The 15,256-nt window shown below is 57.2% G+C and carries 15 protein-coding genes; 5 read left to right on the forward strand and 10 right to left on the reverse strand.

Annotated features, from left to right (window positions below; translation table 11 throughout):
* Positions 1 to 9: 9 nt before the first annotated feature.
* Together E0E17_RS03170 and E0E17_RS03175 are read right to left on the reverse strand one after the other, a co-directional pair.
* Positions 10 to 1,356: an enolase C-terminal domain-like protein gene (locus E0E17_RS03170; protein WP_130831440.1), complete on the reverse strand. Its 1,347-nt coding sequence runs from the start codon at positions 1,354 to 1,356 to the stop codon at positions 10 to 12.
* Positions 1,353 to 2,711 carry an MFS transporter gene (locus E0E17_RS03175; RefSeq protein WP_130831442.1) on the reverse strand — a complete coding sequence of 453 codons (1,359 nt, stop codon included), beginning with the start codon at positions 2,709 to 2,711 and terminating at the stop codon, positions 1,353 to 1,355. The genes E0E17_RS03170 and E0E17_RS03175 overlap by 4 nt, the downstream gene beginning before the upstream one ends.
* 508 nt (positions 2,712 to 3,219) lie before the next feature.
* Between E0E17_RS03175 and garD the strand changes: the two genes are divergently transcribed.
* Complete coding sequence (gene garD, locus E0E17_RS03180) at positions 3,220 to 4,779, forward strand: galactarate dehydratase (protein ID WP_130831444.1); 1,560 nt, start codon at positions 3,220 to 3,222, stop codon at positions 4,777 to 4,779.
* A gap of 63 nt (positions 4,780 to 4,842) precedes the next feature.
* Here the strand turns inward: garD and E0E17_RS03185 are convergent, their stop codons facing one another.
* From E0E17_RS03185 to syd, 4 genes are all read right to left on the reverse strand, one after another.
* Positions 4,843 to 5,289: a flavodoxin gene (locus E0E17_RS03185; protein ID WP_130831447.1), complete on the reverse strand. Its 447-nt coding sequence runs from the start codon at positions 5,287 to 5,289 to the stop codon at positions 4,843 to 4,845.
* Positions 5,290 to 5,300: 11 nt separating this feature from the next.
* Positions 5,301 to 6,080, reverse strand: a complete 780-nt coding sequence (gene truC, locus E0E17_RS03190) for a tRNA pseudouridine(65) synthase TruC (RefSeq protein ID WP_130831449.1) — start codon at positions 6,078 to 6,080, stop codon at positions 5,301 to 5,303.
* The gene (locus E0E17_RS03195; protein WP_130831451.1) at positions 6,080 to 6,409 is read right to left on the reverse strand and encodes a YqcC family protein; all 330 of its coding nucleotides are present in this window, start codon (positions 6,407 to 6,409) and stop codon (positions 6,080 to 6,082) included. The genes truC and E0E17_RS03195 overlap by 1 nt, the downstream gene beginning before the upstream one ends.
* A 602-nt stretch (positions 6,410 to 7,011) precedes the next feature.
* Positions 7,012 to 7,560, reverse strand: coding sequence for a SecY-interacting protein (gene syd, locus E0E17_RS03200; RefSeq protein ID WP_130831453.1), 549 nt, complete (start codon positions 7,558 to 7,560; stop codon positions 7,012 to 7,014).
* A 60-nt stretch (positions 7,561 to 7,620) separates the two neighbouring features.
* Between syd and queF the strand changes: the two genes are divergently transcribed.
* The 3 genes from queF to xni all read left to right on the forward strand — a co-directional run bounded on the left by queF (position 7,621) and on the right by xni (position 10,808).
* Positions 7,621 to 8,466 carry an NADPH-dependent 7-cyano-7-deazaguanine reductase QueF gene (queF, locus tag E0E17_RS03205; RefSeq protein ID WP_130831455.1) on the forward strand — a complete coding sequence of 282 codons (846 nt, stop codon included), beginning with the start codon at positions 7,621 to 7,623 and terminating at the stop codon, positions 8,464 to 8,466.
* 187 nt (positions 8,467 to 8,653) lie between these two features.
* On the forward strand, positions 8,654 to 10,018 hold the full coding sequence (ppnN, locus tag E0E17_RS03210) for a nucleotide 5'-monophosphate nucleosidase PpnN (protein WP_130831457.1): 1,365 nt from the start codon (positions 8,654 to 8,656) through the stop codon (positions 10,016 to 10,018).
* Positions 10,019 to 10,052: 34 nt separating this feature from the next.
* Positions 10,053 to 10,808, forward strand: a complete 756-nt coding sequence (gene xni, locus E0E17_RS03215) for a flap endonuclease Xni (RefSeq protein ID WP_130831460.1) — start codon at positions 10,053 to 10,055, stop codon at positions 10,806 to 10,808.
* A gap of 24 nt (positions 10,809 to 10,832) precedes the next feature.
* Here xni and rlmM read toward each other — a convergent pair whose 3' ends face one another.
* From rlmM to E0E17_RS03235, 4 genes are all read right to left on the reverse strand, one after another.
* Positions 10,833 to 11,933: a 23S rRNA (cytidine(2498)-2'-O)-methyltransferase RlmM gene (gene rlmM, locus E0E17_RS03220; protein ID WP_130831462.1), complete on the reverse strand. Its 1,101-nt coding sequence runs from the start codon at positions 11,931 to 11,933 to the stop codon at positions 10,833 to 10,835.
* Positions 11,926 to 12,321: a DUF423 domain-containing protein gene (locus E0E17_RS03225; protein WP_130831464.1), complete on the reverse strand. Its 396-nt coding sequence runs from the start codon at positions 12,319 to 12,321 to the stop codon at positions 11,926 to 11,928. Before E0E17_RS03225 ends, rlmM begins: the two co-directional genes overlap by 8 nt.
* A gap of 49 nt (positions 12,322 to 12,370) precedes the next feature.
* Entirely contained in the window at positions 12,371 to 13,288 is a 918-nt protein-coding gene (locus E0E17_RS03230; protein ID WP_130831466.1) for a transcriptional regulator GcvA, read from the reverse strand.
* A gap of 338 nt (positions 13,289 to 13,626) precedes the next feature.
* Positions 13,627 to 13,851, reverse strand: a complete 225-nt coding sequence (locus tag E0E17_RS03235; protein ID WP_130831468.1) for a YgdI/YgdR family lipoprotein — start codon at positions 13,849 to 13,851, stop codon at positions 13,627 to 13,629.
* Positions 13,852 to 14,050: 199 nt separating this feature from the next.
* On the opposite strand from E0E17_RS03235, the gene csdA reads away from it, so the two are divergent.
* A complete protein-coding gene (gene csdA / locus E0E17_RS03240; RefSeq protein WP_130831470.1) occupies positions 14,051 to 15,256 on the forward strand; it encodes a cysteine desulfurase CsdA in 1,206 nt (401 codons plus the stop codon).

The raw sequence follows: 15,256 nt of genomic DNA on the forward strand, positions 1-15,256 counted from the left end.
TCCTGCTCCTTATAGCGTGGTGCGGCCAAACGCCGGACGTTTACGATCGAAGGTCCAGCCGGGGATCAGATACTGCATCGCGGCGGCGTCATTGCGCGCCCCTGCCGGTAACGATTTATACAATTCATGGGCCTGCTGTAAGCGATCGCGATCCAGCTCAATGCCCAGTCCGGGGCGCTCCGGCACGGCGATTTTGCCGTTGCGGATCTGCAGCGGCGCTTTGGTCAGGCGCTGATCGCCCTCCTGCCAGATCCAGTGAGTGTCGATGGCGGTGGGCTTGCCCGGTACCGCCGCACCCACATGGGTAAACATCGCCAGCGAAATATCGAAGTGATTGTTGGAGTGGCAGCCCCAGGTGAGGCCCCAATCGTCGCACAGCTGCGCCACGCGCACCGCCCCGCTCATGGTCCAGAAATGCGGGTCAGCCAGCGGGATATCGACCGCATTCAGCATCACCGCATGATTCATCTCGCGCCAGTTAGTGGCGATCATATTGGTGGCGACCGGCAGCCCGGTGGCACGACGGAACTCTGCCATCACTTCACGCCCGGAGTAGCCCTGCTCAGCGCCGCAAGGGTCTTCCGCATAGGTCAGGACATCCTGCATGCCTTTACACAGGGCGATAGCTTCTTCCAGCCGCCAGGCACCGTTGGGATCAACGGTAATACGCGCATCGGGAAAACGTTTTTTCAGGGCTACGGCGGTTTCGATCTCCTGCTCGCCGGACAGTACCCCGCCCTTCAGCTTGAAATCCTTAAAGCCATATTTATCCTGCGCCGCTTCCGCCAGACGCACCACGGCGGCGCTGTCCAGCGCTTCCTGATGACGCAGGTGATACCACTCATGACTCGCCTGCTCGCCGCTGAGATACGGCAGATCGGTTTTACGGCGGTCGCCGATATAGAACAGGTAGCCCAGCACCGTGACTTCATCACGCTGCTGACCTGGTCCCAGTAGCTCGGCCACCGGCACGCCCAGCGTCTGACCGAGCAGATCCAGCAGCGCCGCTTCCAGCGCCGCCACCGCATTGACGCGCAGCTCAAAGGTCCAGGCGCCTTTGCCGAATGTATCGAAATCAGCCGACTGGTTGCCTTTGTGCACCTGCTGCACCAGGCGGTTCATGCGCGCCACCTGCTGTCCTTTGACCTGCGGGATCATCTCTACCAGCGTCTGGTAAATGGTTTCACCGCCCGGCGCCTCGCCCAGCCCGGTCTGCCCGGCGCTGTCAGTAAGGATGACAATATTGCGCGTAAAGCAGGCGCTGTGCGCGCCGCCAATGTTGAGCAGCATGCTGTCGTAACCGGCAACCGGGATCACCTGCATATCGGTAATAACGGGGGTACTTTGCGTGTTCATGAACGCTCCTCAGGCAGGTGTTTCAGTTCGATGCGTTTGATATCGCCGACCAGCACCAGATAGCTGAGGACGGCGACAAAGGCGTGGATGCCCACGTAGATCAACGCGCCATTATAGGAGCCGCTGGCGGCGATAATGTAGCCAATGGCGATCGGCGTGACGATGCCGGAGATGTTGCCGAACATATTGAACAGCCCGCCGCTCAGACCGCTGATCTCTTTCGGTGCGGTATCCGCCATCACCGCCCAGCCGAGCGCGCCGATACCCTTGCCGAAGAACGCCAGCGCCATAAAGAACACCACCACCCATTCGGTTTCAACGTAGTTACATACCACCATGGAAATGGAGAGCAGCATGCCGAGCACAATAGGCGTTTTACGCGCAATATTCAGCGAGCCGGTTCTGCGCATCAGCCAGTCGGAGATCACTCCGCCCAACACCCCGCCGACAAAGCCGCAGATGGCCGGAATCGATGCCACCATCCCCGCTTTCAGGATCGACATGCCGCGCGCCTGCACCAGATAGACCGGGAACCAGGTGATAAAGAAGTAGGTCAGCGCGTTGATGCAGTACTGTCCGAGATAGATGCCAACCATCATGCGCGAGCCGATCAGCTGTTTGATCTGATACTTTTTTTCACGCCAGCTGACTTTGCGCTGCTCTTTTTTCTGATCCATGTTGATCAGCGCGCCGCCCTGCTCCATGTATTCCAGCTCCGCCTTGTTCACCCGCGGATGCTCATTGGGATCGTAAATCACTTTCAGCCAGATAAAGCTGATAATGATGCCCAGCCCGCCCATAAACCAGAAGACATGCGACCAGCCTATCTCCGAGGTGAGCCAGCCCATGATGGGAGCAAAGATCACCGTGGCGAAATATTGTGCCGAGTTGAACACCGCCACGGCGGTGCCGCGCTCCTGGGCCGGAAACCAGGCGGCAACAATGCGGCTGTTGCCGGGAAAAGAGGGCGCTTCCGCAAAGCCCACCAGGAAGCGCAGCAGAAACAGCGTTGCCACCACGGTGTAGCCACTGAAGATATCGACAAAACCCTGCAGCAGGGTAAACAGCGACCAGGTGAAAATACTCCAGAAGTAGACGCGTTTTGAGCCGAAGCGATCGAGCAGCCAACCGCCCGGGATCTGACCGATCACGTAGGCCCAGGAGAACGCAGAGAAAATGTAACCCATACCGACCGGATCGAGGCCGATATCTTTGGCCATCGCCGAACCGGCAATGGAGAGTGTGGCGCGGTCCCCGTAGTTAAACGAGGTGACGATAAACAACATCACCACAATCCAGTAACGGGCATTGGTGCGTTTCTGCACCGCCTCTGCCGTCTGGCTAAAAGTATTCATGATGCACTCCTGAAATATAGCGTTCGCTACATCCACTCTGACTGCATACACATCGCGTTGGGTATCAGAATGAAGTTGGGTTAAACACGGCGATTTTGTAATAAGCAATCCGCTGATGCGTCGTGACGAATAACCTGACGTTGGGTAAACGAGAGCCAGTATAGGAACTGGTTTGTGGCGAGGCACTGGAGGAACGCCTGAGAATAAAGCGACAGAAAAGCTGTTTTTAGGTCATTTGCCCATAACGCTGCGGCATGGCTCACGGAACGCGTGTTTAAGCGGCGAAATCGCGCATGAATTGAGCAGCATTTAGCCGCTTTGTGATTCCCTTCGCTTGCTTTTGGATAAAAGTCGCAAAAAGCAGCGCGAAAACGCTTTAATGTAAGTCAATTGCACAATGCGCCGCGCTTACCCCCTCCTTATACTCAATCGGGCAATCCTGGGCGTCAGACCAGTAACCCTTATTAACGCGCCGCGTTGCACGGCGCGAATCACGGGAAGGCGAGCAATGAAGCGAACTGTGACGGAAAAACCGCTCTTTATTAAAGTGCACGAGGCCGACAATGTGGCCATCGTGGTCAACAATCAGGGACTGCCTGCAGGCACCACCTTTGCCGATGGGCTCCAGCTCACTGAACATATCCCGCAGGGACATAAGGTGGCACTGCAGGCCATTGCGCGCGGGGCTGAAATTATTCGTTATGGTGAAGTGATCGGCTATGCGCTGCGCGATATTGCCCGCGGCAGCTGGATCGATGAGTCGCTGGTTGCGCTGCCGGAAGCGCCGCCGCTGGCCAGCCTGCCGCTGGCGAATAACGTTCCAGCGCCGCTGCCGTCACTGGAGGGTTACACCTTTGAAGGCTATCGCAACGCGGATGGCAGTGTCGGCACCCGTAACCTGCTGGGCATTACCACCAGCGTGCACTGCGTGGCGGGTGTGGTGGACTATGTTGTGCAGATCATTGAGCGCGACCTGCTGCCCAAATACCCCAACGTGGATGGCGTGGTGGCGCTGAATCACCTGTATGGCTGCGGCGTGGCGATTAACGCACCGGCCGCGGTGGTGCCCATTCGCACCATTCACAATCTGGCGCTGAACGCTAATTTCGGCGGCGAAGTGATGGTGGTCAGTCTGGGCTGTGAAAAACTGCAGCCTGAACGCCTGCTAACCGGAACGCCCGATGTTCAGCCGATTTCGCTGGGTGATGAGGATGTGGTGCGCCTGCAGGATGAACGCCTGGTGGGCTTTGGCGCTATGGTGGAGGAGATTTTGCAGGTGGCGGAACGTCATCTGCAACGGCTGAACCAGCGCCAGCGTGAAACTTGCCCCGCCTCGGAGCTGATTGTAGGAATGCAGTGCGGCGGCAGCGATGCCTTCTCCGGCGTGACCGCCAATCCCGCCGTCGGCTTCGCCTCCGATTTGCTGGTGCGCTGTGGCGCAACGGTCATGTTCTCTGAAGTCACCGAAGTGCGCGATGCAATTCATCTGCTGACGCCACGGGTGGTCAATGAAGAAGTAGGAAGACGGCTGCTGGAAGAGATGGCCTGGTACGACAGTTATCTTAATCAGGGACAAACCGATCGCAGCGCCAACCCCTCGCCCGGCAATAAAAAGGGCGGGCTCGCCAACGTGGTGGAGAAGGCGCTGGGCTCCATCGCCAAATCGGGACGCAGCGCGATTGTCGAGGTGCTGTCGCCGGGGCAGCGGCCAACCAGACGCGGGCTGATCTATGCCGCAACGCCTGCCAGCGATTTCGTTTGCGGCACGCAGCAGATGGCCTCGGGCATTACGCTGCAGGTGTTTACGACCGGACGCGGCACCCCGTACGGCCTGGCGGCGATCCCGGTGATTAAAATGGCGACGCGCAATGCGCTGGCCGAGCGCTGGCACGATCTGATGGATATTAATGCGGGCACCATTGCCACCGGCGAGGAAACCATTGAGCAGGTCGGCTGGCGACTGTTTGAACTGATCCTGGATATCGCCAGCGGACGCCAGCAAACCTGGTCAGATCGCTGGGGGATCCGCAATCAGCTGGCGGTGTTTAACCCTGCGCCAGTAACCTGATCATGCTGCGATCTTCCCGCCACGGCCGGGGGAAGATCGCAACAGCTGCAGGCCGCGCGGCAGTTACAGCTGCTGGCCCCAGGCGTCGACCCAGGGAGAGGTGACGCTTTCCGGCTCCGGATGCTCGCTGGCATCCACCAGCAGCACTTCGCCGACACGTTGTGCGCCATGCTCCTGCAGCAGCGCATCGAACGTTTTACCCGCGCCGCAGAAATGGTCATAGCTGCTGTCGCCCAGCGCAATCACGCCGTAGCGCAACGCAGGCTGATGGCCCAGCTGATCTTTCACTGCATGAAACAGTCCGGCGATCGTGTCCGGAAAATCGCCCTGACCGGTGGTCGAGGTGATCACCAGCACCACATCGTTGCTGTATGCCTGCCAGTCTGCCAGGGTCGCATCTTCAAAGATGGCGACGTCATGGCCCTGCCCCTGCAACACAGGCTCCGCCTCTTCTGCCACCAGCAGGGCGTTACCGTATACCGTACCGACAAAAATGCCAATTTTCGCCATTTGCACTCTCCTTATTCTGAAAGGTTATCCTGACCCGGCGTCGACACAAACTCAACCCCGGGAACATCCGGGAGCGCCGCCTGCCAGCCAAACTGTTGCATCATCGTTTGCCAGCACGCATCCAGTCCGGCGCGGATCAGCAAAGGTTCGCCGGTGACCGGATGGTTCAGCGCCAGCGCGCTGGCGTGCAACATCAGCCGCTGGCAGCCAAAATGCTCAGCCGCGCCGCGGTTCTGGCGTAAATCGCCGTGGGTGGTATCGCCAATAATCGGATGACGCAGATGCGCCATATGGCGGCGCAGCTGATGTTTGCGCCCGGTGCGCGGCGAGAGTTCGACCAGGCTGTAACGCGCTGAGGGGTAGCGGCCAATTGCGACCGGCATTTCAGTCCAGGCCAGCGCGCGATAATCGGTTACCGCTGGCTGTGCGCTGCGCGCTGCGCTGGCATACTTATCGGCAATCTTATCCAGCTCTTCCATCAGCGGATAATCCAGGGTGCCGCTCTCCTGCAGCCAGCCGCGCAACACCGCATGGTAAGTTTTTTGTATCTGGTGCTGCTCAAACTGCTGTGCCAGCAAGCGCCCCACCTCACTCGACAATCCCATTAACAGCACGCCGGAGGTAGGACGGTCCAGGCGATGCGCGGTAAACACGTGCTGCCCAATCTGGTCACGTACCGTTTGCATCACCACCACTTTTTCTTTGCGATCGAGCCAGCTCCGGTGCACCAGCCAGCCGGCAGGTTTGTTCACCGCCACCAGCCACTCGTCCTGGTAAATAATCTCCAGCATCACTCAGGGGCTTCCATAAACAGCGCGTCCAGCTGGCTCAGAGTGAGCAGCAGCAGCGCCCGGCCCGGCGTCTCCTGTGCCAGCGCCACTTCAAAATAGGGCGCGACGGCAAACGTTGTGGGCAATGGCGCACGCGCCGCCAGCAGCGCCTGCATACGCGGAATCAGTACCCATTGCAGCCATTCCAGCGGTTGCAGCGTATCAAGACAGAAAGGTGCCGTGCTGTTAAACGCCTGCGCGGCGGGCGCCTCACTCTGCCAGAGATCGTGCTCGCGCATTACCTGTTCAAGCTGCTCCAGCCGTTGAGTAATCAGTTGTTCCGGCGTCATACGCCACCTCCGGATAGCAGGAAAATCGGGCGGCAAGCATATCACTTGTCCCGACAGGGGCAAAAAAAACACATAAAAAAGGGAGCACTGTAAAACAGTGCTCCCGGTTCGTTTGCAGCTATCCGGCTACCCTGATGCTCCCTGCTCATCCATGAAAACTTGTCCTGTGCGAGATCCTCTCTGTTGTCGTCATGACGTTCGTCCTTTGGCATCCTGTCCCACTACGCGTCCTGCGTAGCTCTCTTTCTCCCTCCTGGAGGTGTCCCTGACTCGTGCCTGAGCGTCCTGCTTCTTCCTGAAGCCTTCCCTGTGCCGTAAGCTCCGTTACGTTCCCGTCGTCCTGACTCGCTCTCTTCTGAAGAGCGTCTCAATCCTGTGGCTTCCTGCCAGCGATGCCTATTCTGACAAAAATCGTCCGCTAAACAAGATACTTATAAGTGTTACAAAACCTTTTATCAGCCGGAAAGCCTGTATATTTTACTAAGTTTATGATTCACAATATTTTTACATAATCGCTTTTTGAAAGTCAGATAAAAGAAATGACAATCTCTTACACGGCGCGTAAGAGATATCTCACAAAGCCAGAGGACCATCTCTGCAATTCATTCACTAACTGGTTGTAAAAATTCAAGAAATGTCTTAATTTCCGGTGCCAGCACTTCGCGCTTTTTGCTGCCCGGCTGTTCAACAATCACTTCGCCGCTGAGATTACACACCGAGATAATATCCATCTCAGATTCAGTAGTGGCGATAAACAATGTGGGTGCCTCTTTCAAACGCCGTTTCATCACCAGATGACCGATCAGGTTCTCCTGCAGCCGCACAAAATCCGCCTCGCTCCACGCCTGGAGCAGCGTCAGGCGGCATTCCCCCAGTTGCGCTCCCATATCACCGGCAAACTGGCTGGTATAAAAGGCAGTGATGGCGGGCTGTAAACGGATATCCAGCGCCCGCTCGACCGCGTCCAGCGACGCCGGTAGCGAGAAAGGTTGCGGCTGCCAGAGCACCTGCTCAGCGCGCGTTTCGCTGATGCAGGGAGAGGGGATGCCAAAAAGGTCGGCACTGGCAGGCAGATGCCCCCGGGTGTGCTGCCAGTGTTCAAGGTAGCGCAACGTAAAGTCGCGCAATGCATCAGCAGTCTGCTGCATCATTCATATTCTCACGTCTGGTGGGTTACACTATCCACTTTGATCAACTTTGTGGTAACCGTTATGTCTTCTTACGATCGGCATCAGGCGCTGAGCGGCCTGACTTTGGGCAAACCGACAGCCTATCATGACTCATACGACAGCGCGCTGTTGCAGGCAGTGCCGCGTAGCCTGAACCGTGAGCCGCTGGGCCTTTATCCCGATAATCTGCCCTTTCAGGGTGCCGACATCTGGACGCTCTATGAGCTCTCCTGGCTGAACAGCAAAGGCGTGCCCCAGGTCGCCGTAGGCGAAGTGACGCTCAGCGCGAGCAGCCTGAACCTCATCGAGTCGAAAAGCTTTAAGCTTTATCTTAACAGCTTTAACCAGACAAAATTCACTGACTGGGGCGAAGTACGCCAGACGCTGGAGCGCGATCTCAGCGCCTGCGCCCGGGGCGAAGTGCGCGTGGCGCTGTTCCGTCTGAGTGAAATTGAAGGACAGCCCATCGGTCAGTTCAGCGGTCACTGCATTGACGAGCAGGACATTACGGTGGATGACTATCGTTTTAATGCCCACTATCTGGAGAACGCCAGCGGCCCGGAGGTGGTCGAAGAGACGCTGGTGAGTCATCTGCTGAAATCGAACTGTCTGATCACCCATCAGCCCGACTGGGGCTCGGTGATGATTCGCTACCGCGGGGCGCGTATCGATCGCGAAGCCCTGCTGCGCTACATCATCTCGTTCCGCCAGCACAATGAGTTTCATGAGCAGTGCGTGGAGCGTATTTTCCATGATGTGCAGCGCTTCTGCCAGCCGCAGGCGTTAACGGTTTATGCGCGCTATACGCGGCGCGGCGGTCTGGATATCAACCCCTGGCGCAGCAATGTACCCTTCTCGCCGGGCTTTTCCCGCCTGGTCCGCCAGTAACATTTGCGAGACTTCTCGCAGGCTGGTGGACTGGCAGGCAGATTAACTTGAGCAACAACAACCGGGAAGGCTACTCTGATGAAGGCGGCGGTCGTTACTGACCGCCGACCAGGGATTTTCGTCGCTGCGCCTGCCTGAGGCAGGACGCCGCGTCATCAGTCACCCTGGCGGGTGTAAAGGAGTTCACTTGATTACACATATCAGCCCACTGGGCTCGATGGATCTGCTATCCCAGCTGGAAGTCGACATGCTGAAACGCACGGCCAGCAGCGACCTTTACCAGCTGTTTCGTAACTGTTCACTTGCCGTGCTTAATTCCGGTAGCCAGACTGACAGTAGTCACGAACTGCTCTCCCGCTTCGAAAACTTCGATATTAACGTGCTGCGTCGTGAGCGTGGCGTGAAGCTTGAACTGATTAACCCACCGGAAGAGGCCTTTGTTGACGGGCGCATCATTCGCTCGCTGCAGGCGAACCTGTTTGCGGTGCTGCGCGATATTCTGTTCGTAAACGGTCAGCTTTCCAGCAGCGGTCGCTTTCAGTATACCGATCCGGAAGACTCGGCCCAGATCACCAACCTGGTGTTTTCCATCCTGCGTAACGCCCGTGCGCTGCATGTCGGGGAGTATCCCAATACCGTGGTCTGCTGGGGTGGACACTCGATTAACGCCACGGAATATCAGTATTGCCGCAATGTCGGTACGCAGCTCGGTCTGCGTGAGCTGAATATCTGCACTGGCTGCGGGCCGGGGGTAATGGAAGCGCCGATGAAAGGCGCCGCCGTGGGTCATGCGCAGCAGCGTTATCGTGATGGACGCTTTATCGGTCTGACCGAACCTTCGATTATCGCCGCTGAGCCGCCGAATCCACTGGTGAATGAGCTAATCATCATGCCGGACATTGAGAAACGTCTGGAAGCCTTTGTACGTATTGCGCACGGCATCGTGATCTTCCCGGGCGGCGTCGGCACCGCAGAAGAACTGCTGTACCTGCTGGGGATTCTGCTGAATCCTCATAACAGCGACCAGGTGATGCCGCTGATTCTCACCGGCCCGAAAGAGAGCGCTGACTATTTCCGCGTGCTGGATGACTTTATCATCAGCACGCTCGGCGAGCGGGCCAGACGGCACTACACCATCATCATTGATGACGCGGCGGAAGTGGCGCGCCAGATGAAACAGGCGATGCCGCAGGTGAAAGAGTATCGCCGTGAAACCGGCGACGCCTACAGCTTTAACTGGTCAATTCGCATTGTGCCGGATTTGCAGCAGCCCTTCCTGCCGACCCATGAAAATATGGCCAACCTCAATCTGCATCCCAACCAGCCGGCAGAGAAGCTGGCCGCAGATCTGCGCCGCGCCTTTTCCGGCATTGTGGCAGGTAACGTCAAAGAGATTGGCATTCGTGAAATTCGCGAAAAAGGTCCTTACCGCCTGAATGGCGATGCAGATCTGATGCACCGTATGGATGAACTGCTGCAGGGCTTTGTCGCCCAGCATCGTATGAAGCTGCCGGGTACTGCCTACATCCCCTGCTACGAAATCATTAAATAACTCAGGAGGCAGCCGCTGGCTGCCCTTTTTACCTATGGCTTTTCATCTTCTTATTGTGGATGCGCTGAACCTGATCCGCCGCATCCATGCCGTTCAGGGATCGCCCTGCCAGGAAGGTTGCGTGGCAGCGCTGCGCCAGCTGCTGGCACATACACAGCCAACCCATGCGGTGGCGGTTTTTGACAGTCCGGCCAGGCATGACGGCTGGCGTCATCAGTTGCTGCCCGACTATAAAGCGGGTCGGCCGCCGATGCCGGACGATCTGCTGGCGGAAATGCCCGCGCTGCAGGCGGCCTTTCAGGCTGTGGGGATCGGCAACTGGATCGCAGAAAGCGACGAGGCGGATGACCTGGCGGCTACTCTGGCGGTAAAAATGGCGGAAACAGGCCATCAGGCCACCATCGTCTCGACTGACAAAGGTTACTGTCAGCTGCTGGCTCCGGCGATTCGCATCCGCGACTACTTTCAGAAGCGCTGGCTCGATCTCGACTTTATCGACAAAGAGTTTGGCGTCACGCCGCAGCAGCTGCCCGATTACTGGGGGCTTTGCGGCATCAGCAGCAGCAAAATCCCCGGCGTCGCCGGTATCGGACCGAAAAGCGCGCGCGAGCTACTGGTGCAGTTTGGCTCACTGGACGCCATCTATCAGAACCTGGCAGCGGTGCCGGAAAAGTGGCGCGCAAAACTGCAGAGCCAGCAGGAGATGGCGACCCGCTGTCGCCAGGTGGCTACCCTCAAACGGGACCTGCTGCTGCAGGGCAATCTGAAAACGCTGCGCTATCCGGGCTGAGGCGCATATGCCTCAGTCTGCGGGTTAACGTTCGTCGCGACGACCGGGCACTGCGCCCCAGATGCGGCGAATATGTACCGTCACCTCTTCGCGATCGTGATAAAGCTGACGCGCCTGGATCTGAGCGTTAATCCCCTGCTCTCGCAGCTTTTCATCGATCATCGCCAGGTTCTGCGTCACCTCTTCATAGCGTTTCTTCATCGGCAGTTTGAGGTTAAAAATCGCCTCACGGCACCAGCCGTTCACCAGCCATTCCGTCATCAGGCTGGCAACGCGCACCGGTTTTTCCACCATATCGCACACCAGCCAGCTGATATTAGTGTGCGGCGGACGGAATTTAAAACCATCCTCACGACAGTGGGTGACCTGGCCGGTTTCCATCAGGCTGGGGGCCATCGGACCGTTATCCACGGCGTACACCATCATGCTGCGTTTCACCAGCTGATATGTCCAGCCGCCGGGACAGGCGCCCAGATCCACCGCCTGCATGCCCCCAGCCAGACGCTCCTCCCACTCATCAGCGGGAATAAAAACGTGAAACGCCTCTTCCAGCTTCAGGGTCGAGCGGCTCGGCGCATCGGCAGGAAACTTCAGGCGGGGGATGCCCATATAGAAAGGCGAGTTGTTATCGGCACAGGAGTAACCTACATAGCAGGTGCCGGGCGCGATAAAGAAGACATGCACCACCGGACGCTTCGTACTTTCATAATTGAGCAGAATCTGGCTGGCACGCAGACTGGCGCGCAGCGGCACGGTGAGCTTGCGGCAGAATTTCGTCAACTCTTTGGCCTCATTGGTGTCAGGCACTTCGACACGCAATTCGCCCCCCTTCTCTACTACCCCGGTCAGCATGCCAACAATCGGCGTAATGCGATCTTCCGGCGGCAGATCGCGCAGCAGTTCGCCCACCACCAGCATCTGACGGGCAAAGATCAGCTCGCGGAACGGCAGCTGGCGCACCAGCTTATCGGCCTCTTCATGCTGATAGCATTCGAACAGCACATACCCGGCGTTCTCTTTCACCCGCGCAAAGCCGTAGATTTCCCGCTCCGCCGCTTTGGCGGTTATCTCTGCCGCACACTCTTTTTCAAAACCGGGACGACAATACAACAAAACTTTATTCATGGCGTTCTGCCCTTCGTTTCAGACGCAGCGCGCCAATCAACATCAAAAACCAACCGATCAGGAAGCAAAAGCCGCCAGCTGGCGTTACAAATACCCAAAACTGCAGATGCGATAGCGCCAGACAATAAAGGCTGCCGCTGAACAGCACGGTGCCTAAAGCCAGAAAAGCGCTGCTCCAGTAAAACCAGATATTGGCCCGACGCAACATGGCTGCCCCGAGGCCGATCATCGCCAGCGTATGATACGCCTGATATTCCAGACCGGTATGGATCCACGCCATTTCCGTCTGGCCTAACGACTGACTTAATACATGCGCGCCGAAAGCGCCGAAAGCCACCAGTACAAAGCCGCTGATAGCTGCAAAGATAAACATGGCACGACTGGACATTAACCTATCCTCAAATACCTCTGCGCTTCACTGCGCAGCGATCCCAGACTTAGTGGTCGTAACGAAAGCGGAATTTTTCTTGTTCGCTTGCGGCTTTCGCCAGGATCCACTGTCGAAAGGCGGCTATTTTACCCAGTTCTGCCTGGCTGTCATGACAAACCAGATAAAAAGCGTTTTTACTTACCAGCACATCATTAAAGGGGCAGACCAGACGACCGGCCTCAATCTCGCTTTGCGCCATCACATTGTTCGCCAGCGCCACGCCCTGGCCATGGATCGCCGCCTGCAGCACCATGGCGCTATGGCTGAAGATCGGCCCCTGCTGCACATTAATGTGCTGCAAGCCTAGCTGACGGATATAAGATTGCCAGTCACGACGCGAGGCATCGTGCAGCAGGGTAAACTTCGTCAGATCGGCGGGGGATTTCAGCGGATTATCCCCGGTCAGCAGCACAGGAGAGCAGACCGGCAGCAGATACTCTGCATAAAGTTTCTCCACGCGCAGGCCTGGCCAGTTACCCCGGCCATAGAAAATCGCTACGTCGACATCATCCGCCAGCTTCTCCTCTTCACGGTCGACCGCCTGGATGCGCACGTCGATACCCGGATAAGCCAGATTAAAGCTGGAGAGACGTGGCACCAGCCACTGAATGGCGAAACTGGGCAGCAGGCTGACGGTCAGTGCCCCCCTGGCGCTGCGTGCCTGCAGTTTACGCGTTGCGTCATTCAGCGCCGAGAAAATCTCCTTAATGTCCAGATAGTAGCTTTGACCCTCTTCTGTGAGTAAAAGCGAACGATTCCTCCGTCGAAACAGCTTTAACCCCAGAAAATCTTCCAGAGATTTAATCTGATGGCTGACAGCTGCCTGGGTGACAAACAGCTCTTCAGCGGCTTTTGTGAAGCTTAAATGGCGCGCGGCGGCATCAAAAACCCGCAGGGCATTGAGAGGAGGAAGGCGTTTCGACATAGTTCCCGAGATCCGGATAAGAGTAAAATACGTTAGCCACTACAATGTGTTAACGTATTAGATTTTTTAATCCGATACATTATAAATTGTCCGTTGAGGAAGCTCCAGCAAATACCTATAGTTGCCGCACTTCCTGAGCCGGAACGAAAAGTTTTCTGGAATGGGCGCAAGTTTGCGCAGTTTTCTGAAGAGCTTTTGGCTTGTGGTCGTGATGTTGTGTTTGCAATTGATCTGACCTTTTTCAGATCGACATTTCTTGCTGTAGATTTACCTGTCTGTCCATAGTGATTTTAAATAGCACCGCAATTGCGGTGCTTTTTTTTAGGCTTTTCTCGCAATTACTGATCGATTTCCACCATCTCTTTCACGTCAGAACGGTTGATCTGCTGCTTGTTGCCATTGGCATCTTTATAGCTGATCATACCGGTTTCATCATCTACCGTTGGCTTGCCTTCAGAAACAATGGTGCGTCCGTCATTGGTATGCATCACATAGTTGCTGGAACAGGCAGCTAAGGTAAAGGCCATAGTACAAGCGGCCAACACTGCGGCGAGTTTTTTCATCTTCTATCTCCTTGTAGATTGAATTGCATCAAACCACCCGCGTTACGCTGACCAGAGGCAGCTGGAAGAAAAATCGACTCATTTCAGCCGCGTAGAAGTGCGGGCCAGGGTTCAAACCTTGCAATAATTAGCATAACGCGCTTTTCCAGCTTTGCCAGGCCACAATGAACAGGGTCTGATTTCTAACCACGAGCCGAGCATGAATGCATTCAACCCAACCGCTTTTCGCCAGCAGTTTCCTGCCTTAGCCGATGCGGGCGTCTATCTCGATAGCGCCGCCACCGCCCTGAAACCGCAGGCCGTGATTGACGCCAGCGAGCAGTTCTACAGTCTGAGCGCCGGCACCGTTCACCGTAGCCAGTTTACGGCTGCGCGTCAGCTCACCGAACGCTATGAACGCGCGCGCTCACAGGTGGCGCACTGGCTGAACGCCGCTGATGACCGGGAAATTGTCTGGACGCGCGGAACCACCGAAGCCATTAATCTGGTGGCGCAGAGCTGGCTGGCGCCGCGTTTGCAGGCAGGTGATGAGATTGTCGTCAGCGAAGCGGAACATCATGCCAACCTGGTACCCTGGCTGATGGTGGCGCAGGCGAAAGGGGCAAAAGTGGTGAAATGGCCGATCGGAGCCGATCGCCTCCCCGATATCCGTCAGCTTCCCGCGCTGCTGAACGCCAGAACACGGCTGCTGGCTATCGGTCAGATGTCTAACGTCACCGGCGGCTGCCCTGATTTAACGACGGCGATTCAGCTGGCGCACGCCGCAGGGGCGAAAGTGATGGTGGATGGCGCTCAGGGTGTCGTGCATTGCGCCCCTGATGTGCAGGCGGCCGATATCGATTTCTACGCATTTTCAGCACACAAGCTGTATGGTCCGATGGGCATCGGCGCGCTTTACGGTAAAGCGGAACTGCTGGAAGCGATGCCGCCCTGGCACGGTGGCGGCAAAATGCTGACCCAGGTCGACTTCAACGGATTTACGCCACAACCGGTACCCTGGCGCTTTGAAGCCGGTACGCCCAACGTGGCGGGCGTGGTGGGCCTGAGCGCGGCGCTCACCTGGCTGATGCAACAGGATCAGCAGGCAGCGGAACGCTGGAGCCAGCAACTGGCCAGTCTTGCGGAGGAGCAGCTGGCGGAGCTGCCCGGCTTTCGCAGTTTCCGCTGCGGCGCTTCCAGCCTGCTGTCGTTTGATATCGAAGGAATTCACCACAGCGATATCGTTACCCTGCTCGCCGAGCACGGCATTGCGCTGCGCGCCGGCCAGCACTGCGCTCAGCCGCTGCTGGCCGCGCTGGGCGTCAACGGCACGCTGCGCGCCTCTTTCGCCCCCTATAATAATCTGCAGGACGTCGACGCGCTGGTACGAGCCATGCACAGCGCTATCCGCTTACTAGCTGAGTAA

The organism is [Erwinia] mediterraneensis, from assembly GCF_900604315.1.
GTDB lineage: Bacteria > Pseudomonadota > Gammaproteobacteria > Enterobacterales > Enterobacteriaceae > Pantoea > Pantoea mediterraneensis_A.